20 protein-coding genes are annotated in these 18,493 nt (G+C 66.7%); 10 read left to right on the forward strand and 10 right to left on the reverse strand.

The features are described from left to right. Positions 1–8: 8 nt before the first annotated feature. Entirely contained in the window at positions 9–1,010 is a 1,002-nt protein-coding gene (locus A8M77_RS23835; protein WP_086923994.1) for a tripartite tricarboxylate transporter substrate binding protein, read from the reverse strand. A gap of 152 nt (positions 1,011–1,162) precedes the next feature. Between A8M77_RS23835 and A8M77_RS23840 the strand changes: the two genes are divergently transcribed. Then, positions 1,163–2,017 carry an IclR family transcriptional regulator gene (locus tag A8M77_RS23840; protein WP_086923995.1) on the forward strand — a complete coding sequence of 285 codons (855 nt, stop codon included), beginning with the start codon at positions 1,163–1,165 and terminating at the stop codon, positions 2,015–2,017. On the opposite strand, the gene A8M77_RS23845 is transcribed toward A8M77_RS23840, so the two are convergent. The 3 genes from A8M77_RS23845 to A8M77_RS23855 all read right to left on the reverse strand — a co-directional run bounded on the left by A8M77_RS23845 (position 2,014) and on the right by A8M77_RS23855 (position 4,909). Then, positions 2,014–2,997, reverse strand: coding sequence for a Bug family tripartite tricarboxylate transporter substrate binding protein (locus A8M77_RS23845; RefSeq protein WP_086923996.1), 984 nt, complete (start codon positions 2,995–2,997; stop codon positions 2,014–2,016). The two genes, A8M77_RS23840 and A8M77_RS23845, sit on opposite strands and share 4 nt — an antisense overlap. Positions 2,998–3,077: 80 nt before the next feature. Beyond that, on the reverse strand, positions 3,078–3,881 hold the full coding sequence (locus A8M77_RS23850) for an alpha/beta fold hydrolase (RefSeq protein WP_238136944.1): 804 nt from the start codon (positions 3,879–3,881) through the stop codon (positions 3,078–3,080). A gap of 143 nt (positions 3,882–4,024) precedes the next feature. Next, positions 4,025–4,909, reverse strand: a complete 885-nt coding sequence (locus tag A8M77_RS23855; RefSeq protein WP_086923998.1) for a LysR substrate-binding domain-containing protein — start codon at positions 4,907–4,909, stop codon at positions 4,025–4,027. 70 nt (positions 4,910–4,979) lie between these two features. Here A8M77_RS23855 and A8M77_RS23860 point away from each other — a divergent pair, with 70 nt between their 5' ends. From A8M77_RS23860 to A8M77_RS23880, 5 genes are read left to right on the forward strand one after another with little or no spacing between them, the layout of a single operon-like run. Continuing rightward, positions 4,980–5,819: an amidohydrolase family protein gene (locus tag A8M77_RS23860; RefSeq protein ID WP_086923999.1), complete on the forward strand. Its 840-nt coding sequence runs from the start codon at positions 4,980–4,982 to the stop codon at positions 5,817–5,819. Next, complete coding sequence (locus tag A8M77_RS23865; RefSeq protein WP_086924000.1) at positions 5,816–6,616, forward strand: SDR family NAD(P)-dependent oxidoreductase; 801 nt, start codon at positions 5,816–5,818, stop codon at positions 6,614–6,616. Before A8M77_RS23860 ends, A8M77_RS23865 begins: the two co-directional genes overlap by 4 nt. Before the next feature lie 26 nt (positions 6,617–6,642). After that, positions 6,643–7,599 (forward strand): Bug family tripartite tricarboxylate transporter substrate binding protein, encoded by a 957-nt coding sequence (locus A8M77_RS23870; RefSeq protein ID WP_086924001.1) that lies wholly within the window; start codon positions 6,643–6,645, stop codon positions 7,597–7,599. After that, positions 7,599–8,126 (forward strand): carboxymuconolactone decarboxylase family protein, encoded by a 528-nt coding sequence (locus A8M77_RS23875; RefSeq protein ID WP_192871670.1) that lies wholly within the window; start codon positions 7,599–7,601, stop codon positions 8,124–8,126. The genes A8M77_RS23870 and A8M77_RS23875 overlap by 1 nt, the downstream gene beginning before the upstream one ends. Before the next feature lie 17 nt (positions 8,127–8,143). After that, positions 8,144–8,686 (forward strand): DUF4286 family protein, encoded by a 543-nt coding sequence (locus tag A8M77_RS23880; RefSeq protein ID WP_086924022.1) that lies wholly within the window; start codon positions 8,144–8,146, stop codon positions 8,684–8,686. A gap of 263 nt (positions 8,687–8,949) precedes the next feature. On the opposite strand, the gene A8M77_RS23885 is transcribed toward A8M77_RS23880, so the two are convergent. Continuing rightward, on the reverse strand, positions 8,950–9,549 hold the full coding sequence (locus A8M77_RS23885; RefSeq protein ID WP_086924002.1) for an NADPH-dependent F420 reductase: 600 nt from the start codon (positions 9,547–9,549) through the stop codon (positions 8,950–8,952). Positions 9,550–9,579: 30 nt separating this feature from the next. After that, entirely contained in the window at positions 9,580–10,341 is a 762-nt protein-coding gene (locus A8M77_RS23890) for a 3-oxoacyl-ACP reductase family protein (RefSeq protein WP_086924003.1), read from the reverse strand. A 150-nt stretch (positions 10,342–10,491) separates the two neighbouring features. On the opposite strand from A8M77_RS23890, the gene A8M77_RS23895 reads away from it, so the two are divergent. Continuing rightward, entirely contained in the window at positions 10,492–11,415 is a 924-nt protein-coding gene (locus A8M77_RS23895) for a LysR family transcriptional regulator (protein WP_086924004.1), read from the forward strand. Positions 11,416–11,495: 80 nt separating this feature from the next. On the opposite strand, the gene A8M77_RS23900 is transcribed toward A8M77_RS23895, so the two are convergent. Beyond that, entirely contained in the window at positions 11,496–12,476 is a 981-nt protein-coding gene (locus A8M77_RS23900; protein ID WP_086924005.1) for a tripartite tricarboxylate transporter substrate binding protein BugD, read from the reverse strand. 45 nt (positions 12,477–12,521) lie between these two features. Then, positions 12,522–13,898 (reverse strand): class-II fumarase/aspartase family protein, encoded by a 1,377-nt coding sequence (locus tag A8M77_RS23905; protein ID WP_086924006.1) that lies wholly within the window; start codon positions 13,896–13,898, stop codon positions 12,522–12,524. Between the two features lie 100 nt (positions 13,899–13,998). Here A8M77_RS23905 and A8M77_RS23910 point away from each other — a divergent pair, with 100 nt between their 5' ends. Genes A8M77_RS23910 through A8M77_RS23920 form a run of 3 tightly spaced genes read left to right on the forward strand, consistent with a single transcriptional unit; the run spans position 13,999 to position 16,558 of the window. Next, positions 13,999–14,754 carry a GntR family transcriptional regulator gene (locus A8M77_RS23910; protein WP_086924007.1) on the forward strand — a complete coding sequence of 252 codons (756 nt, stop codon included), beginning with the start codon at positions 13,999–14,001 and terminating at the stop codon, positions 14,752–14,754. Positions 14,755–14,811: 57 nt separating this feature from the next. Further along, positions 14,812–15,201: a helix-turn-helix domain-containing protein gene (locus A8M77_RS23915; RefSeq protein WP_238136945.1), complete on the forward strand. Its 390-nt coding sequence runs from the start codon at positions 14,812–14,814 to the stop codon at positions 15,199–15,201. Between the two features lies 1 nt (position 15,202). Next, a complete protein-coding gene (locus tag A8M77_RS23920) occupies positions 15,203–16,558 on the forward strand; it encodes a type II toxin-antitoxin system HipA family toxin (RefSeq protein WP_086924008.1) in 1,356 nt (451 codons plus the stop codon). Positions 16,559–16,562: 4 nt separating this feature from the next. Here the strand turns inward: A8M77_RS23920 and A8M77_RS23925 are convergent, their stop codons facing one another. Then, the gene (locus A8M77_RS23925) at positions 16,563–18,014 is read right to left on the reverse strand and encodes an NAD(P)/FAD-dependent oxidoreductase (protein WP_086924009.1); all 1,452 of its coding nucleotides are present in this window, start codon (positions 18,012–18,014) and stop codon (positions 16,563–16,565) included. A gap of 21 nt (positions 18,015–18,035) precedes the next feature. Then, positions 18,036–18,446 carry a nuclear transport factor 2 family protein gene (locus A8M77_RS23930; RefSeq protein WP_192871671.1) on the reverse strand — a complete coding sequence of 137 codons (411 nt, stop codon included), beginning with the start codon at positions 18,444–18,446 and terminating at the stop codon, positions 18,036–18,038. Positions 18,447–18,493 lie beyond the last annotated feature (47 nt).

Raw genomic sequence — 18,493 nt, forward strand, 5'->3', positions numbered from 1 at the left:
CTGGGTGGTCAGTCGGTGGTGATCTTGTTTTCCTTGACGACCTTGCGCCAGCGCGCTTCCTCGCCCTTGGCGTAGCGGTCGAACTCTTCGGGGGAGCCGCCGTTGATCACAAGGCCCTCGCTCTCCACGCGTTTGCGGAAGGCATCGGTCTGCACCGCCTTCTTCGCCGCGGCATTCAGCTTGCCGATCACGTCCGGCGGCGTGCCGGCCGGTGCATACAGGCCGTACCAACTGTCGGCGGCGTAGCCGGGAACGCCGCTCTCGGCGACCGTGGGGACCTTGGCGAGCGACGGGGTGGTGGAGCGCGCGGCGGTGGTGACGGCCAGGGCGCGCAGCTTGCCACTTTCCACGAACGTGCCGACCGCGGCCGCGGTAGCGAACATCACATCCACCTGGCCACCCAGCAGATCGGTGATAGCCGGTCCTGCGCCGCGGTACGGGATGTGCGTGATGTCGGTCTTCGTCAGGTTCTTGAAAAGCTCTCCCGCCAGATGCGCGGAAGTACCTGCGCCCTGCGAGGCGAACGAGAGCTTGCCGGGATTGGCCTTGGCGGCCGCGATGACGTCGCGCACCGACTTGAGCGGGCTGTCGGCACGCACGACGAGCACGTTCGGCGAGACGCCTACCAGCATCACGGGCGCAAAGGCCTTCTCGTGGTTGTACGGCAGCTTCGACTGCAGGCTCGGGTTGACGACGTGCGCGACGGTCGCCATTACGAGCGTGTAGCCGTCGGCCGGGCTCTTGGCGACCATGTCGGTGCCGATGATGGTTCCAGCGCCCGGCTTGTTGTCGATGATCACGGGCTGCCCAAGCTCCTGCCCCATGGTGATGCCCATGGTGCGGGCCACCAGATCGGTGCCTCCGCCGGGTGCGAACGGCACGACGATTTTGACGGGCTTGTCCGGAAACGCAGCGTAGGCGGGCGACGCGATGGTGACTGCCGCGGCAGCGACCACGCAGGAAAGAAGGGCTTGAAGCTTGGCGTGTGCCGCTATCAGCATGCTGTGCATGAATTTGTCTCCGTGTCGGAAAAATGCGTGACGATTGAAAGTCGATGGCGGCGCAAGGGGCTCTTCTCATCGGCCAGCCGAGCTTAGGGTCGTCCCGACTTTTTCGCATCCCCCTGATTCCATCCTTTGGAAATCTGAGCTAGGCTCGACCGATGTCCGCCGACTCAAACATTCCAGAGGCACCCGCACGGCGGCGCCATCACGAAGCGCCGACCCTGAACCGTTCGCTTGAGCGCGGCATCGAAGTGCTGAGGGCCTTCCGGCCGGGCGCCGATCTTCTGGGGAATGGGGAGATTGCTGAAAGGACCGCTCTGTCGCGCGCGACGGTAAGCAGGCTGACGCAGACCTTGGTGGAGTGCGGGATGCTCGAGCACGTTCGGGGCCGGCGTGCTTATCGGCTGGCTGCGCCCGTTCTCAGTTTTGCGCACGCCATGCGCGCCGGGTCGCCTGCGCTGAATGCAGCGGCGCCGCTCATGCGAGCGCTGGCCGAGAAGATGCGCATCAACGTCGGTCTGGCAGTGGCGGACCGCGACGAAATGGTCTACCTGGAGTCCGTTCGCTACAACCGGCGCGTGTCGCTGCGCAACGTGGTCGCGGGTCAACGCGTGCCGATGGAACTCACCTCGCTGGGCAGGGCGTACCTGGCAGTCGCCCAGGACTCGGACCGTCGCGCGCTGATGGCAAAGTTCCGCACCAGGCGGCCGAGTGAATGGCGGGAGCTGAGAAGGGAGATCGAGGAAGCGAAGCACTGCGTGGAGCAGCGGGGCTACTGCACGGCCTCCTGGCAACCGGAAGTCGTGGCGCTCGCAACGCCGCTGGTCGTGCCGGACGGCCCCATCTATGTGCTCAACGTCAGCGTGTCCACGGCCGCCACCCCACGGGACGCGGAAGCCGAATTGAGCAGCGCATTGCTCGACCTTTCCCTGAAGGTCGCAGCAGCGCTGGACGCACATCCGCTTCCCATCGTTCGGCCTCCGGACAGGAGACCACAGTCGTCGGAAGTTTAGAAGTCGATTTTTATGTTCGCGTCCTTGACCGCCTTGCCGATCTTCGCGAGGTCGTCACGGATGATCTGCTTGAACTGCTGCGGACTCGACTTGGCAGGAATGAACGAGAGCTCTTCGAACTTCGCCTTGAGCGAAGGCGCGTCGACCGCCCTGGCGATTTCCGCGTTCAAGCGCTCGGTTACCGCTGCGGGCATGTTGGCCGGGCCCCAGATGCCATACCAGGACAGCAACTCGAACCCTGGGATGCCGCTCTCCGCAACCGTCGGCACATCGGGCATCTTGGACACTCGCGTCTTGCTCGTCACGGCCAGCGCACGTAGGCGCCCGGCCTGGACGAATGAGTGAACCCCGGGCATCGGAGAGATGGCGGCAGAGACGTGGCCGCCGACGACGTCGGTCAACTGCGGAACCGCCCCCTTATAGGCCACGATTTCCATCTTGAGCTTGAGCTCCCGATTGATCATCTCCTCGCTCAGATGGCTGGTGGTGCCCAGGCCCGACGTCGCCCAGGTGTACTTGTTGGGGTTGGCCTGCGCCAGCTTGGTGAACTCGGTGAAGGTCTTGGCCGGAACGTCGTTGTTGACTGCCACGACCAGGGGCACGTAGCCGATCTGCCCGACGGGCGTGAAGTCCTTCTCGGCGTCGTACGTCTTCTTGGCGACCACCAGCGGCATGTAGACCTGGCTGGACGCATTGAACAGCAGGGTGTAGCCGTCGGCGGCGGCCTTCCTGACGTTGAGCGAACCGAGCATGCCCGAAGCGCCGGGCTGGTTCTCGATCACGATCGGCTGGCCCAATTGACGCTGCAGCTGATCGGCGACCATGCGGCCGACGGTGTCGATCGAACCGCCGGGGGTGTAGGGAATGACCATCCGGATGGGCTTGTTCGGGTAGGTCTGGGCGCTGCAGACGGCGGCGCAGGCAATGGCGCCGCCCAGCAGCGCAACCCGTAGCACGGGCGAGAGGACGCGGTTCAGCATGGTGGTTTCTTTCTAGGGTTCAGGGATGTGACGAAGCGCGTGGTGGAACTCTGGTGCCTTTGCGCCGGCATGTGGGGCCGTCAGCCCGCTGCGTGGACACGGCGTGCAAAGGCAGCGATGGCGTCGCTCATGGCGCGCGGCTGCTCGGGCGCCATTGCGTGCCCCGCATCGCGGATCACCTGCACCGTGACGCGCTCGCCGAGCATCGGCTTCATCACGTTGGGAATGACCACCGCATCGAACTCGGCCTGCAGGTCGAGAATCGGAACCGTGTCGCCGGCAGAAAAGTAGTCATCGATGGGCGTGGCCTCGCGTGCATGGCTCTGCGCGTCGTGCGCTGCCGGAAACCAGCCGCCGAGCCACGGGCTGGGGTCATGCCCCGGCGCGAAGAAGGCGCGTCGCAAGCAGTCCAGGCGCTGGGCTTCCGGCAACGAGGGATCGCCCGCCCCATCGATCGCGTCACGCAGACGGCTGTAGGGTTTCTCGGTCGAGCCCGGCGGCAGTTTGCCGGCCGATGCGGCTGCCATCACCACGCCGCGGACCAGGTCCGGGCGATCCGCCGCGAGCGTGCGTGCTGGTTGACTGCCCCACGCGTGGCCGACCACCACGACCGGGCCGGTCTTCTCCTGGTCGAGGACGGCCGCGACGTCGGCCGCGAAAACGTGCAGGTCCAGCTTGTCCATCGGACCGCGGCTGCGGCCGACGCCGCGGGGTTCGGGCCGAAGCACGCGAAAGCCGCCCGCGACGAGATGGTCCGACACCTCGTCGTAGTCGCGGCCGGACCGTGCGAGGGAGGGCAGGATGCAGATCACCGGGCCGCTGCCCTGGTCGATGAACTCGATCTGAACCGCGTCCGCGGAATCGTTCGGGCGATAACTGGCCAATTTGCTCGGGGGGGCCAGCGGTTCTTGCGGGAGTGAGTCTTGGAGGGGCATGCCGCAGTTTGTGCCGCGGCCAGTCATGCGGCTAGGACATGGCCGCTATAGCAGCTATGTTGTCGGGCTATCTGGTGATCGGGCGCAGCCGCTCAGCGATGGCGGAAATCGAGCTCGCGCAGCAGCTGCGCCGTCCCGCGCGTGAGACGGGTTGCCGGGCGAGCGAGCGGCGTCGCCAGCACCAGCGCGTTCCAGATGCTGGGGGGTCCGATCGGGGCGTGCTGCAGCGCCTCGTCGCCTTTGGCGCTCAGGCCGCTCTCGGGCAGGATCGTGCACCCGACGCCCTTGGCCACCAGATCGAGGACGGTGCGAACGGCGCCCACTTCCGCGAGAACGTTGAGCTGAATATTGCGTGGGCTCAGCTCTTTGTCGAGCAGGTGACGAATCGCATTCGGCGCGCTTGGCAGCACCATCGGAAAATTCGCCAAGGCGGACAAGCTGACACGCGCGGGCAATCGGCTGCTGGCTGGCGCTACCAGCAGCAGCTTTTCGCGGATCAAGGGCTCGTACGACAGCTGCGGGGACACCGCGGGATCGAACAGCAGGGCCAAGTCCAGCTTTCCGACGATCAGGGACTCGCGCAACGACACGCTCAGGCCCTCCAGGACGGTGATCACGGCGCGAGGAAACTTCTCGCGGAAGCGCTGGATCAGCGGCGTGCTCATCCCCAGCGCCACCCTCGGCGGCATGCCGACGACAACCCTGCCGCCGGGGCTTTCGTCCATGTCGCGCAGCTCGTCGCGCGCGCGCCGGGCGATGTCGAGCATCGTGCGCGCATGCGTCAGCAGCGCCTGCCCGGCCTCGGTCGCCGCCACGCCGCGCCCTGTGCGGACCAACAGACGCTGGCCGAGTTCTGATTCGAGCAGGGCAATCTGGCGGCTCAGGCTGGGCTGTGCAAGGTTGAGCGCGACGGCGCCTGCGCTGAAGCTGCCCGCATCGACCACGCTCACGAAATACTGAAGTTGCCGCAGCTCCATAGCCGGAAAGCATAACCGGTATAGCGGCCATGTCCTTACGCTTTGACGGTCCGGCCGCCAGACTGACGCCATGACATCGACCCTTCCCCCCGGCGCCTGCAACGCCCACTGCCACGTGTTCGGACCTGGCACCCGTTTCCCCTATGCGCCGAACGCGAGCTTCGTGCCGAAGGAGGACGCGCCCAAGGAGGCATTGTTCGCCTTGAACGACAGCCTCGGGCTGCAACGCTGCGTGGTGGTCCAGTCGGCCTGCCATGGCTTCGACAACAGCGCGACGGAAGACGCGTTGGCCTCGCGCCCCGACAGCTACCGGGGCATCGCCTTGCTCCCGACCGACGTGCCGGATGCCGAGTTGACGCGGCTCGACGCCGCCGGTTTCCGCGGCGTGCGCTTCAACTTCATGGGACACCTTGGCCAGCACACGCCGATCGAGTACGTGCTGGGCCTGGCCGCGCGCTTCGCGCCGCTCGGCTGGCACCTGCAGATCCATGGCGACCCCGCCCTGCTGACCGAACTGGCGCCGGCGCTGCGGCGCTCCCCGACACCGGTGGTGATCGACCATATCGGCCGCATCGATGCGGCGCTGGGTCTGGACCAGCCTGACTTCCGTGCCCTGCTCGCGCTGATGGACGACCACCGCTTCTGGGTCAAGGTCAGTGGCATGGACCGCATCACGCGCCTGGGCCCGCCCTATGCAGACGCACAACCATTCGCCAGCAAGCTGGTCGCGGAGTTCGGCGACCGTGTGGTGTGGGGCAACGACTGGCCGCACCCGAACCACGCTGGGCCGACCCCCAACGAACAACAACTGGTTGATCTCATCAGCGCAGTCGCACCGACGACCTCGGCGCGCGAAGCGCTGCTTGTTCGCAATCCTCAACGGCTTTATCAATTTGGAGACAGATCATGAGCCTTCGATTCGAGAACAAAGTAGCCATCGTGACCGGTGCCGGTTGCGTTGGTGCCGGCTGGGGCAACGGTCGTGCCATCGCGGTCCGGCTGGCCGAAGAAGGAGCCAAGGTACTGGCGGTCGATCGCGACCGCGCCCGACTTGACGAAACCCTCGATCTTGCGGGTGACGCACGCGCCTCGATCACTCCCTGGGTCTGCGATGTGACCAGCAGCGAAAGCGTGGCCGCCATGGCCAAGGCCTGCATCGAGACCTACGGCACGGTGGACATCCTGGTCAACAACGTCGGCGGCTCGGCGGCCGGTGGCGCGGTGGAACTGGCCGAGGAAGTCTGGGACCTGCAGATCGACATCAACCTCAAGAGCGTGTTCCTTACCTGCAAGCACGTGCTGCCCACGATGCTGGCCAAGGGCGCCGGCGCCATCGTCAACATTTCCTCGACCTCCGGACTGCGCTGGACAGGCAGCGCGCAGGTGGCCTATGCAGCCACCAAGGCCGGCGTCATCCAGATGTCGCGCGTGATGGCAGTCCAGCATGCGGCCCAGGGGGTGCGTGTGAACAGCGTCGTGCCGGGTCAACTGCACACACCAATGGTGGAAACCCGGCTGGCCAAGCAACGCGCCGGCGGCGACGTCGACACGTTGCTCGCGCAGCGGCAGAAGCGCATACCGCTCGGATTCATGGGCGACGGTCGCGACACCGCGAGCGCCGTGCTGTTCCTGGCCAGCGACGAAGCCCGCTTCGTCACCGGGACCGAACTCATCGTCGACGGCGGCATGACGGCGCGCTGCGACTGACCGCCCCATCTTCAGGTACAGACTCAATGTTCAATCGCATCCTTCTCGGCGCCTGCCTGGGCGTCGTCTTCGCGAGCTCAGCCGCGGCACAACCGAAGTCGACGCGCATCGTCGTTTCATTTACCTCGGGCGGTCCGGTGGACGCGGTGGCCCGCACGATCTCCGAGCAGCTCGGCAAGGAGCTCGGCCGGACCGTCATCATCGACAACAAGCCAGGAGCCAACGGCGCGATCGGCGCGGCGGACGTGGCGAAGTCGCCCGCCGATGGCAGCACGCTCTGGTTCACGAGCGTCGGCGCGGCTGCAATCAATGCCTCGCTCTACGAAAAGCTCACCTACGACATGCAGCGTGACTTTGCGCCGGTATCGGTGGTGGTCAACAACGTCGAAGTGCTGGTCGCGCAAAAGAGCGACCCGGCCCAGGACGCGGCCGAGTTCGTGGCCGCGACCAAGAAGCGCGCCGAACCCACCCCCATGGCGTCCTCGGGCACCGGGAGCATCCCCCACTTGGCAATCGAGCAGTTGGCCGACGGGACCGGCGCCAAGCTGATGCACGTGCCCTACAAGGGCGCCGCGCCGGCGATCACCGACATGATGAGCGGACAGGTCAAGGGCTTCTTCGGCGACGTCACTGGTCTGCTCGGGCACCTGCAGGGCGGACGTCTTAAAGCGCTGGGCGTCGCCTCGAGCAGGCGCCACCCGTCGCTGCCAGAAGTCAAGACACTGGAAGAACAAGGCATCAAGGGCGTCGACACCAACAACTGGTACGCCCTGTACGCACCTGCGAAGACGCCGCCCGAGGTGATCGAGGCAATCAACAAGGCCCTGCGCAATACCCTGGCCGCGCCTGCAGTGCGAGACAAGCTGCTCAAGGCCGGCACCGAACCTGCCCCCTCCACTCCCCAGGAGCTGGCCGCGCTGCAGAGGCGCGACGCCGACAAATGGGCCAAGCTGATCCGGGCCAAGAACATCAAGGCCGACTGATGACGACCTCACACATTCGCGTTCCGCTGGTGGAGCCCGGCACCCGCCCCGAGCTGGCCGGGGTCGAGGGCCGCATCATGGCCGAGCGTGGCCGAGTCTCGCTGCTCTACCAGGTGCTGCTCAACAGCGGCCCGATCGCTTCCGGCTGGGAGCGCATGCTGACCGCGGTGCGCAACCAGACCGGCGTGCCGGCGGACCTGCGCGAACTGATCATCCTGCGCGTAGCGGTGCTCAACGGCGCCGGCTTCGAGTTCGATGCGCATGTTCCGCATGCCCGGAAGGCAGGTGTGAGCACCGAGAAGATCGAAGCGGTGCGCAGCGCGTCGCTGCCCGACGTGTTTGCGCCGCTGGAGCGCCTGGTGCTCGAACTCACCGATGCCATGACCCGCGAGATCGTCGTTCCGGACGCGTTGATGGAGCGGCTGCAGCGGCACTTCGACGCCAAGGGCCTGGTAGAGGTTGTCGCGACGGCGGCTGCATACAACATGGTTTCGCGCCTTCTGGTGGCGCTGAACGTCTCGCATTGAGCGCCGGGGACAGCAGCATGCAAGACGTGTGGCTTCTCAAGCTGGATGCGGCAGCTGTGGTCGCTGACGTTCTGCGCCGTGAACTGCAAAGCGTGTCGTCGGAGCTGCGGTCCTGGCAGGCAATGGATGGGGCGCTGACCTACATCTACCTGCCCTCCCATCTCGCACCTCTCGCGCGGATCGCCGAGGTGCCCCGTGCCGGGGTCGAATGGCGTCAGCTGGCCTGCGTGCAGCACTTGGACGGCGCCTCGTTCGGGGAGTCCGCGCCTTTTCACTACGTCGTGGAGACCGACGTCCTGCCGCGGCAGGAGGAAGAACTGAACGCCTGGTACTCGCAGGAGCACCTGCCCGGCCTGGCCGCAGTACCGGGAACGGTGCGCGCCGCCCGTTATGTCGATGCAGCCGGTTCGCCACGGTACTACGCCTGCTACGACCTCGTGAGCCCGGACACCCTTGGCAGTCCGCCATGGCTGGCCGTGCGAGCGACCGCGTGGAGCTCGAGGGTCCGACCTGCATTCACAAACACGCGGCGAACCATGTTCCGCCGAACGCCCGCATAGGGTTCACCATCACAGGAATCTTGCTGCGAAAGAACCCAATCGCCGGGCCATGGCCGCTCACCGTCGAGCTACGAGCCGCGCAAAACTGCGGCAAAGGGTTCCCGAAGAATGGGATGCCGCTGTCGTTTGACTGCCACTGTAACCCGACGTTCGGAGCTGGCATGTGGAGGACCGCTGATGGCCGACTACGGCAGTCGGTCCGCTTCCATCGAAGGAGTTTTTGAAGCCGAAGCGCCTGCTCGACTTCCTCGGGCTGCTTGTTGTCAATCGAACTTGACGAGATTCAGCGTTGGCAAGGGACCACCAGGGAACTGCGTCAGGCGTCCGCCTTGAGCGAGGGAGCCCAGGTCGACGGCAGCGAAACCCAGGCGCGAAATGAGCTGCGAGACATTGGCCTTGGCCTGTGCGTCGTCGCCGGCCAGGAAGAGCACGCGCTGGCCACCCTCGGCCCGTGGGTCGCCAGACAGAAGATGAGGCTGCAGGTGATTGAAAGCCTTCACCACCTTGGCGCCCGGTACGAAATCCGAGAACACCTCCGACGAACTGCGGCCGCCGAGGTCGAAGGACCGGAACGCGGGCGCCTCGATGGGGTTGTTGGCGTCCACCACGATGCGGCCGCTCCAGTTCTCGAGGCCAGCCAGCGCCTCGGGGATCTTGGACCAGTTCACCGCCACGAAGACGATGTCGGCCTTGGCGGCCTCTTCCACGGTGCCGGCCCTTGCCTTGGCCCCCAGTTCCTCGAGCAGACCGTCCAGTGCAGCCGGACCGCGACGGTTCGCAAGGGTCACATCCTGACCGATGCGGACCATGGCACGGGCAATGGCGCTGCCGATGTTGCCGGTGCCGATGATGCCGATTTTCATGCTGTGCTCCTTGCGAAGTTTGCGTGGGGCTCAGGCCGAATAGCCGCCATCAACCGGCACATTGGCACCCGTGATGAAGCTGGCGCCCGGGCTGGCCAGGTACGCCACGGCATCGGCGATTTCGCCCGGTTGGGCGTAGCGCTGAAGGGCGATGTAGGTCTTGGCCTGGGCCGCGAAATCGCTGTTCTCGGGGTTCATGTCGGTGTTCGTCGGACCGGGCATGACGTTGTTGATGGTGATGCCGCGCGGGCCGAGGTCCCGGGCCAGCGCCTGCGTCCAGCCAGCCACCGCCGCCTTGGTCAGCACGTACAAGCCACCACCGCCGTAGGGCACGTACTCGCTGTTGATGCTGCCGATGTTCACGATGCGGCCACCGTGGCCCATATGCTTGAGGGCTTCCTGCGTCGCAACGAACACGCCCTTGACGTTGACGTTGACGATGCGGTCGAAGTCTTCCAGCGAGAACTCGCCGGCCGGCTTGACGATGGCGATGCCGGCGTTGTTGACCAGGATGTCCAGCTTGCCGCCGAAGGTGGCCGCTGCCTTCGCCACGGCCGACTGCACCTGTGCGGCATCGCCCGCATCGGCATGGATGGCCAGCGCGGTGCCGCCCGCCGACTCGATTTCCTTCACAAGCGCTTCTGCCGGTTCTGCAGAAGCGATGTAGGTGAAGGCGACGGCGGCGCCGTCCGCGGCCAGGCGGCGCACGATGGCGGCGCCCATGCTGCGAGAGCCGCCAGTGACGAGGGCAACCTTGCCGGCCAGGGGAAGGTTCTTGGAGATGGTGCTCATGACAGTTCCTTTCGGTAGAAGAGGTGTTGCGATGGGCGAACTTTGCGCTCCGGAGACCTTCAGCGGTAGCCGGTAATCCGTAGAATCTTTTTCAAGCATTGCTTGAAGGTGCTCAACGCCACTTTTTATCGGGAAACCTGGACCACGCCCATGGAAACGCTGGCAAACCTGGAGTCTTTCGTGCGAAGCGCCGAGGCGCGGAGCTTCTCGGCGGCGGCCCGCCGTCTGGCGTTGACGCCTGCCGCAGTCAGCCGCAACGTCGCACGGCTGGAGGCCAACCTGGGCGTTCGGCTCTTCCAGCGAAGCACGCGGCGCCTGACGTTGACCGAGTCGGGAGAGCGGTTCCTGCAATCGGTCGCCGGCGGACTCGACAGCATTCAGGCAGCGATTGCAGCCATCTCCAAGGATTCGGGTGAGCCCGGCGGGACGCTGAAACTCAGCATGGCGCCTGGTTTCGGGGCCGACTACGTGCTGCCCCTGCTGCCCGAATTCGTGAAGCAGTATCCGGCCATCCAGCATGACTGGCACCTGGACAACCGCAAGGTCGACCTGATTGCCGACGGGTTCGACGCAGCGATTTCCGGCGGCATCGAACTTGCGCCTGGTGTGGTCGCAAGAGAGCTGGCCCGCATCCATATCGTGGCGGTTGCCGCACCGGCTTACTTTCAGGGAAGGAAGGACCCCAAGGACCCGACCGACCTGCTGGATTGGGACGGCATCGCCATGCGTTCGGTCCAGCAGGGCCGCCTGCGCCCGCGTCGTTTGCGCAATAGAGCCGGCCGCGAGGTCGAGGTCGAAACCTCGCCCAAGCTCGTCTTCAATGACCCGGAGGCAATGACGCGCGCCGCGGTGATGGGCCTGGGAGTCGCCCTCGTCGCAGCGCCGCATGCCCTTCCACATCTGGAATCAGGCGCCTTGCGGCGGGTCCTGCCGCACTGGTTCTGGGACGATGGGCCGATTTCGCTCTACTACCCCGGCCAGAAGCTGCTTCCCGCAAAGACACGGTTGTTCATCGACTACCTGGTAGGGCAGTTTCGTGAAGCAAGAATTGCGGAGAGGCTGCGGGCGAACTGACCAGGTTTGGGCATGTCCGCGTCTCGCATCTGCTTCGCGCCGGGCCGCGCCGCTTCCGTCCGCGCGTTGCCCCAACCCGCTCAGTCCAGCGAGATGCTGGTCTTGGCGGCGACCGCCTTCCAGCGCGCCACCTCCGCCTCGGTGTGCTTGCCGAGGGCGGTGCCGGTGTACTGCTCGGGCGGCAGCATCTGGATGGCCTGGTTGGCCATCTTGTCGGTGAAGGCCTTGTCGGTCATGACCTTCAGGTAGGCGGCCTGGACCTTGTCGAGCACCTCCTTCGGCGTGCCCTTGGGCGCGTAGATGCCGTACCAGGTGCTGGCCTCGAAGTTCGGCAGCACCGTCTCGGCCAGCGTGGGCACGTCCTTGAACTGCGGCAGGCGGACCTTGGAGGTCACGGCCAGCGGGCGCACCTTGCCTTCGGTGATCTGGGGCATGGCGGTGTTGGTCTGGTCGAACATGCCGTCCACCTGGCCGCCGATGACGTCGATCAGCGCCGGGCCGGCGCCCTTGTACGGCACCAGCGAGACCTTCATGCCGGCCGAGGTGGCGAAGAGCGCGGCGATGAGGTGCGAACTGGATCCGACCCCGGCGTTGCTGATGAACAGCTTGTCGGGGTTGGCCTTGCCGAAGTCCACCAGCGCCTTGATGTCCTTGGCAGGATGCTCCTTGCGGACCATCAGCACCAGGGGCGTGTCGGGGAAGCGGAAGACGGGGGCGAAGTCCTTGACCGGGTCGTAGTTGAGCTTCTTGTACAGCGCCGGCGCCGCGCCCATGTAGCCCATGTGGCCGACCAGCATGGTGTAGCCGTCGGGTGCGGCGCGCGCCGCCTTGGCCGTGCCGACCGTGCCGCCGGCGCCGGGCGAGTTGTCGATGACGATCGGCTGCCCGACCTCGCGGGCCACGCGCTCGGCGATGTGGCGCGCCAGCGCGTCGGTCGGGCCGCCCGCGGCGAAGGGCACGATCCAGGTGATGGGTTTGGCCGGGTAGGTCTGGGCCCAGGCACTGGCGGCGGCGGCGAGGGCGAGCGCGGCTGCGCCGCTCTTGAAGAGCAACGATGTCATGACGGTCTCCTTGGAAGGGTAAAGGGGGATGGGATGCGAATGCAGCTAGGCGTCGACCTTGGCCGACAGGGCGAGTGCGCGGTCGACCATCGCGGGTGCGAGGCCGAGGTAGTTGGCCGGGTCGGTGAGCCGGTCGATGGCGGCGCGGTCGAAGTGCTCGGTGACGGCCGGCAGCGCGGCGAGCGCTTCGGCCAGGGTGCCGCCCTGCTCGTTGACGGTGCGGCAGGCGTCATAGACCACGTCGTGGGCCTGCTGGCGGCCGATGTGCGGGGCCATGCCCATCATCACCGCCTCGGCGACGATCAGGCCCTTGGTGATGCCCAGGTTGTGCTTCATGCGGGCCTCGTCGACGATCAATCCGCCGAGCGCGAACCTGGCCTGGTGCAGCGCGCCCGAACTCAGGATGAAGCTCTCGGGAATGGCGATCCACTCGGCATGCCAGGGTCCGGTCGCGCGCTCGAAGTCCTGCACCATCGCATCGACCATCAGGCCGGCATGCTGGCGCACGGCCTTGGAGGCGGCCAGCATCAGCTCGCTGGAGATCGGGTTGCGCTTCTGCGGCATGGTGCTCGAGGCGCCGCGGCCCTTGACGAAGGGCTCGTACACCTCGGCGAACTCGGTGGACGCCATGATCATGATGTCCAGCGCGATCTTGCCGAGCGAGCCGGTGACCAGCGCGAGCAGGTTGACCGCCTCGGCAAAGCCGTCGCGCGCCACGTGCCAGGTGGTGGCGGGCACGCCCAGGCCCAGTTCCTCGGCCATGGCCTTCTGCACCGCGAAGCCGGGTTCGCCGATCGAGGCCAGCGTGCCGGCGGCACCGGCGAACTCGACCAGCGCGACGCGCGGGCGCAGCTCGGCCAGGCGCTGCTGGTGGCGGTCGAACATCGCGAGCCAGATCGCCACCTTGTAGCCGAAGGTCACGGGCAGCGCCTGCTGGAGGTGGGTGCGGCCGGCCATGGGCGTGTCGCGGTGCTTCTTCGCCAGGTCGCGCAGGATGCCGCGCAGCGCGCGGATGTCGCCGGCCACGCTGTCGAGGGCGTCGCGCACCTGCAGGGCGACGGCGGTGTCCATGATGTCCTGCGTGGTCGCGCCCCAGTGCACGTAGCGGCCGGCCTCGCCGCACATCTCGACCAGCTGGTGCACCAGCGGGAGGATGGGGTAGCCGACGATGTCGGTCTCGTGGCGCATGTGGTCGAAGTCGATGCGCTCGATCTTCGATTCGCGGGCGATGACCTCCGCCGCCTCGGCCGGAATGACGCCGACCCGCGCCTGCGCCTTCGCGAGCGCGACCTCGGCGTCGATGTAGCGCTGGATCAGCGCGCGATCCGAGAAAATGTCGCGCATCTTCTGCGTGCCGAAGGCATCGCGAAAGAGGATGGAATCGACGACGGTGCTGGAGAAAGGAAGGGCAGGAGCAGTCATGAAGCCTCTTGATCTGGATACCGTGAACATCAATATGTTCGGACATATGGACTGTAAATATGTTCGGACATAACAGCAAGCAGGGGTTTACCCTGGGACCATGAACGCGACCCTCGAACCCACGGCGCAGAAGCCGAACTTCACGAACATCGCCCGGCACCTGAGCGATGCGATCACCTCCGGGCACTTCGCCGTCGGCGAACTGCTGCCCACCGAGCTGGAGCTGTGCAAGCACTACGCGACCAGCCGGCACACGATCCGCGCGGCGCTGGCGGAGCTGACGCAGCTGGGGCTGGTGTCGCGAAAGAAGAACGTGGGAACGCGCGTGATCGCGGCGAAGCCGCGCAGCGGCTTCCGGCCCTCGCTGGCCTCGGTGGACGACCTGGTGCAGTTCGGCGCGGAGCACCTGCGGGCCGTGCAGAAGATCGAGGAGACGGTGGCGGTCGGCCTGCTGGCGGAAGAGCTCGGCTGCCAGGAGGGCACGCCCTGGCTGCGCATCTCCAGCCTGCGGCTGGTGGGCGATGCGCAGGGTTCACCGATCGGCTGGACGGATGTCTACGTCGACCCGGAGTACAAGGAGATCGGCGAGCTGGTGCGCGAGACGCCCGACGTGCTGATCAGTGCGCTGATCGAAACGCGCTACGGGCGGCAGATCGCCCAGATCCACCAGGACATCCGGGCCTTCTCGATCGAGGACGGGGCGATGGCGAAGGCGCTCGGCGTGGCCGCCGGTGCGGCCGCTCTCAAGATCGTGCGGCGCTACCTCGACGAGGCGGGTGAGCTGTTCGAGGCCAGCATCACCGTGCACCCGGCCGACCGGTTCTCGGTGTCGATGCGGCTGCAGCGGTCGCATTGAGCCGGGACGGGTTTGGCCTGGGATTTTGGCGAACGTAGAGTCCACGGCCCGGATGAAATGACCGTATTTGCAAACATTAATTTGTTTGTGACTGATAATGCGGACATGAAATACGATGAGGCCCCCCTCCTGCCCCCAGAGCGGCTCGCGGATGCGGCCGCACTCGGTGCCAAGCTCGCACGCCTGCGCAAGGCGCGTCGGATGCGCCAGCAGGATGCGGCGGGGCGGGCTGGAATTTCTCGTTCCACCGCCGTGTTGATCGAGAAGGGCGATCCGGGCCGCACGCTCGCCCAGTTGTTGCGATATCTGCACGCCATCGCCCCTGGAAGGACCTTGCTGGACCTGATGCTGGACAAAGACCCGTCGCTCGATGCGCTGTCGGAGCGCGAAGAGACGAAGCGTGTGCGTCCTCTGTCGGATGCCGAGCTCAGGAAGCTGGACTTCTGACATGGCTCAACGCGAGCTCTATGTTTTCAGCCACGTCGATGAGGACTTCGTGCCCGCCGGCCGTCTTCGGCTGACGGAGCAGCAAGGCGTCGTCGCGGCATCGAGCTTCAGCTACGGGCTGCGCTACCTCGACAGGCCGAGGCGGTTCGAACTCGACCCCGTCAGCCTGTCCCTTGCAGACCCGGCGCAGGTTCGAGGTGTGGAACTGTTCCCCGCCAACGGTCTCGCGCAGTTCGGCGGGATACGGGATGCGGCGCCCGATGCCTGGGGGCGGCGCGTCATCGAAGCGCAGCGGCGCGTGCCCGCCAACAGCCTTTCGGAAGCAGAGTATCTGCTCGGTGCCGGCAGCGATCGGGTCGGCGCGCTGGACGTGCGTGATCGCCTCGACAGCCCGGCTCGCTTCGGCGCGGGGGACGTGCGGTCCCTCGGCTACCTGCTCGAGGCATCCGAGCGCATCGAGCGTGGTGAGCCCATTCCCGCCCGCCTCGCCGATGTCTTCGGTGCAGGGCCGAGCGCGGGCGGGGCGCGCCCCAAGGCATCGGTGCGAGATGCCGAAGGGGTGTTGTGGCTCGCCAAGTTTCCGAGTCAGTCCGATACCTTCGACGTGGCGGCGGCCGAGTGCTGGACGCTGCAACTGGCCAGCCTGTGTGGCATGTGCGTGCCCGCACTGAAGCTGCTGGACCTTGGAGGCCGGCCTGTGTTGCTGATCCGAAGATTCGATCGGTATTGGCAGGATCGGGAGCCCAATGCGGACCTCGAGCCCGAGCCATGGGACAACTTGCCCGGCAATGGCCGCAGCGAGCGGCGCCTGCCTTTCGTCAGCGGACTCACGCTGGTGGGATGCGACGAGTTCGAATCACGCGAGAAAAGCTATGCCGACCTGGCGTTGGCCATTCGGGACTTCATCGAGTCTCGGCGCATCAGGCCTGACCGCGAAGAACTCTTCGCGCGGATGATCTTCAACATCTTCGTCAGCAACGACGATGACCATTTGCGCAATCATGGGTTCATCCGAGATCCTCGCCTGGCGGGCTGGCGGCTGAGTCCGTTGTACGACGTTGTGCCGCGACCTGGTGTCGCGCACGACCGCTTCCTGCATCTCGGCGTCGGCCGGCAGGGAAAGCTGGCGACTCTGGACAACGCGATGTCGGCGTCCTCGGCCTTCATGCCGCAGCGTGCCGACGCAGTGCGCATCCTGCATCGCGTCTGGGGCGAGATACGCCAGTGGAAGACGCACTTCGAGGGATGGCGCGCACCGGGCCGTCTCGTCGACAAGCTGGCGCCTGCGTTCAGGAGTCTCGACGACATCTGCAGCCCTGCGCTTCAGGCGGAGATCCGCCGCAGCGGCGAGGGCTGAACAACTACTTCTCGTCCTTCAACCAATACCACTTGTAGAGCACCCGCTGCCCCATGCGCCGGAAGGGCGCGAAGATCGGCGACTCCACCAGCCCCAGCACGTTCGGGAAGGGCAGGGGCGAGTGGTAGATCGGCAGCTCGAAGACCTCGCGCCCCCCGTCCTTGCCTGCCACGCGCTCGGCCAGGCGCTTGCCGGCCCAGGTCGAGAAGGAGACGCCGTTGCCGCCGTAGCCCACCGCATACCAGACCTTCCTGTCGGGCTCGGGCTGGGTGATGCGCGGCATCATGTCGTGGCTCACGTCGACCCAGCCCCACCAGGAGTAGTCGATCTGGATGCCGGCCAGCGGCGGGAACTTGCGCGCGATCGCGTCGGTGAGCAGCTTCAGGTGCACCGCGCCCTCGGCATCGGCGCCGCTGACCGAGCTGCGGCTGCCCAGCTGCAGCCGGTTGCCCTTGAGCAGGCGGTAGTAGAAGCGCAGCGTGCGCGTGTCGGTCAGGAAGGTGAGCGACTTGAAGTTGGTGGCGTTGAGCTCGGCCTCGGTCAGCGGGCGCGTGACGACCGAGTTCGACAGGATCGGCATGATCCTGTTCTTCAGCATCGGGTTGAGCGCCTGGCCGGTGTAGCCGCCGGTGCACACCGCCACGCGGCGCGCACGCACGGTGCCGCCGGGCGTGCGCAGATGGTGCACGCCGTCGATGGTCTGCCAGCCCTGCACGGGGCTCGAGGTGTGGATCTTCGCGCCCAGCGCACGCGCCTTGCGCATCAGGCCGAAGCTGAACTTCAGCGGGTGGATGCCCACGCCTTCCGACTCGAAGAGCGCGCCCACGGTCTCGCGCTCGTCGCAGTAGTCGCGCCGCACTTCCTCGGCGCCGAGCATGCGCGTGTCGTAGCCGAACTGCTCGCGCATCAGACGCGCCTCGGCCTCCAGCACCGGCAGCTTCTCGGGGCGGTGGGCCAGGTAGAGGTGGCCGCCGTCGTAGGCGTCGCAGTCGATCTCGCGGGTGAGCTGGCGGAAGTTCTCGAAGCCGGTGCGGATCTCCTTGTCGAGGCGCAGGGCGGTGTCCAGGCCCCAGCGCTCGATCCACTGCGAGCGTTTGAGGCGTCCGCTCGCGTTCTGGCCCTGGCCGCCGCTGCGGCTGGAGCAGCCCCAGGCGGCCTGGTTGGCCTCCAGCACGGTGGCCTGGATGCCGTGTTCCTGCGCGAGGTAGAGCGCGGTGGACAGGCCGGTGGCGCCGGAGCCGATGATGGCCACGTCCACGTCGATGTCGCGCAGGACCGGGCCGTCGTCCTCCGGCGGCGTGCCCGCGCTGGCGACCCACCAGGTGGGCGCATAGGCCCGGCCGGCGCCGGGGTCGGGTGCCAGCAGCGGGTCGTAGCGCGGGTCGTAGGGCTTGCGCGCCGGCGTGGACTGGCCGGCGGCGGTGAACTGCGCGGTGCCTGCGGTGCTCGTGGTCATGGCGGTTCCCGGGGCCGGCGGCTACTTGGCCGCGGGCAGGTTGGGGCGGGCCTTGCGGAACACGTTCTTGAGGGCGATCTTGCCGTCCTTGAAGCTGAAGACGTCGATGCCGTCGCTCTCGATGCGGGTGCCGTCGGCGGCGGTGCCGGTGAAGGTCCACTGCGAGGTGCCGAAGTCGCCCGAGACGAAATGGCGGCCGTTGGTCCACTGCGCGTCGGGCACGGCTTCCCAGGCCGCGGCGAATGCCTTGCGCACCGCGGCGGTGCCGCTGTGGCGGGTGCCGCAGGCCTCGTTGCCGGCGGCGGTCTGGAACACGCAGTCCTCGTGCATGAAGCGCATGAGGGCGTCGATGTCGTGGCGGTTCCAGGCGTCGCTGAAGGCCTCCAGGGTGGCGATGGTCACGGGGGCGGGCGATGCTGCTGCTGCGGTCACGCGAAAACTCCTGTCCTTGTTCGATGGGCCACAGCGTAGAGAGCCGG

Source organism: Variovorax sp. JS1663 (genome assembly GCF_002157355.1).
GTDB lineage: Bacteria > Pseudomonadota > Gammaproteobacteria > Burkholderiales > Burkholderiaceae_C > Variovorax.

What these genes read in the sequence shown, in the direction of transcription:
- A8M77_RS23835 (WP_086923994.1), bottom strand. Translation starts at nt 1,010, where the DNA reads ATGCACAGCATGCTGATAGCGGCACACGCCAAGCTTCAAGCCCTTCTT.
- A8M77_RS23840 (WP_086923995.1), top strand. Translation starts at nt 1,163, where the DNA reads ATGTCCGCCGACTCAAACATTCCAGAGGCACCCGCACGGCGGCGCCAT.
- A8M77_RS23845 (WP_086923996.1), bottom strand. Translation starts at nt 2,997, where the DNA reads ATGCTGAACCGCGTCCTCTCGCCCGTGCTACGGGTTGCGCTGCTGGGC.
- A8M77_RS23855 (WP_086923998.1), bottom strand. Translation starts at nt 4,909, where the DNA reads ATGGAGCTGCGGCAACTTCAGTATTTCGTGAGCGTGGTCGATGCGGGC.
- A8M77_RS23860 (WP_086923999.1), top strand. Translation starts at nt 4,980, where the DNA reads ATGACATCGACCCTTCCCCCCGGCGCCTGCAACGCCCACTGCCACGTG.
- A8M77_RS23865 (WP_086924000.1), top strand. Translation starts at nt 5,816, where the DNA reads ATGAGCCTTCGATTCGAGAACAAAGTAGCCATCGTGACCGGTGCCGGT.
- A8M77_RS23870 (WP_086924001.1), top strand. Translation starts at nt 6,643, where the DNA reads ATGTTCAATCGCATCCTTCTCGGCGCCTGCCTGGGCGTCGTCTTCGCG.
- A8M77_RS23875 (WP_192871670.1), top strand. Translation starts at nt 7,599, where the DNA reads ATGACGACCTCACACATTCGCGTTCCGCTGGTGGAGCCCGGCACCCGC.
- A8M77_RS23880 (WP_086924022.1), top strand. Translation starts at nt 8,144, where the DNA reads ATGCAAGACGTGTGGCTTCTCAAGCTGGATGCGGCAGCTGTGGTCGCT.
- A8M77_RS23885 (WP_086924002.1), bottom strand. Translation starts at nt 9,549, where the DNA reads ATGAAAATCGGCATCATCGGCACCGGCAACATCGGCAGCGCCATTGCC.
- A8M77_RS23890 (WP_086924003.1), bottom strand. Translation starts at nt 10,341, where the DNA reads ATGAGCACCATCTCCAAGAACCTTCCCCTGGCCGGCAAGGTTGCCCTC.
- A8M77_RS23895 (WP_086924004.1), top strand. Translation starts at nt 10,492, where the DNA reads ATGGAAACGCTGGCAAACCTGGAGTCTTTCGTGCGAAGCGCCGAGGCG.
- A8M77_RS23900 (WP_086924005.1), bottom strand. Translation starts at nt 12,476, where the DNA reads ATGACATCGTTGCTCTTCAAGAGCGGCGCAGCCGCGCTCGCCCTCGCC.
- A8M77_RS23905 (WP_086924006.1), bottom strand. Translation starts at nt 13,898, where the DNA reads ATGACTGCTCCTGCCCTTCCTTTCTCCAGCACCGTCGTCGATTCCATC.
- A8M77_RS23910 (WP_086924007.1), top strand. Translation starts at nt 13,999, where the DNA reads ATGAACGCGACCCTCGAACCCACGGCGCAGAAGCCGAACTTCACGAAC.
- A8M77_RS23915 (WP_238136945.1), top strand. Translation starts at nt 14,812, where the DNA reads ATGACCGTATTTGCAAACATTAATTTGTTTGTGACTGATAATGCGGAC.
- A8M77_RS23920 (WP_086924008.1), top strand. Translation starts at nt 15,203, where the DNA reads ATGGCTCAACGCGAGCTCTATGTTTTCAGCCACGTCGATGAGGACTTC.
- A8M77_RS23925 (WP_086924009.1), bottom strand. Translation starts at nt 18,014, where the DNA reads ATGACCACGAGCACCGCAGGCACCGCGCAGTTCACCGCCGCCGGCCAG.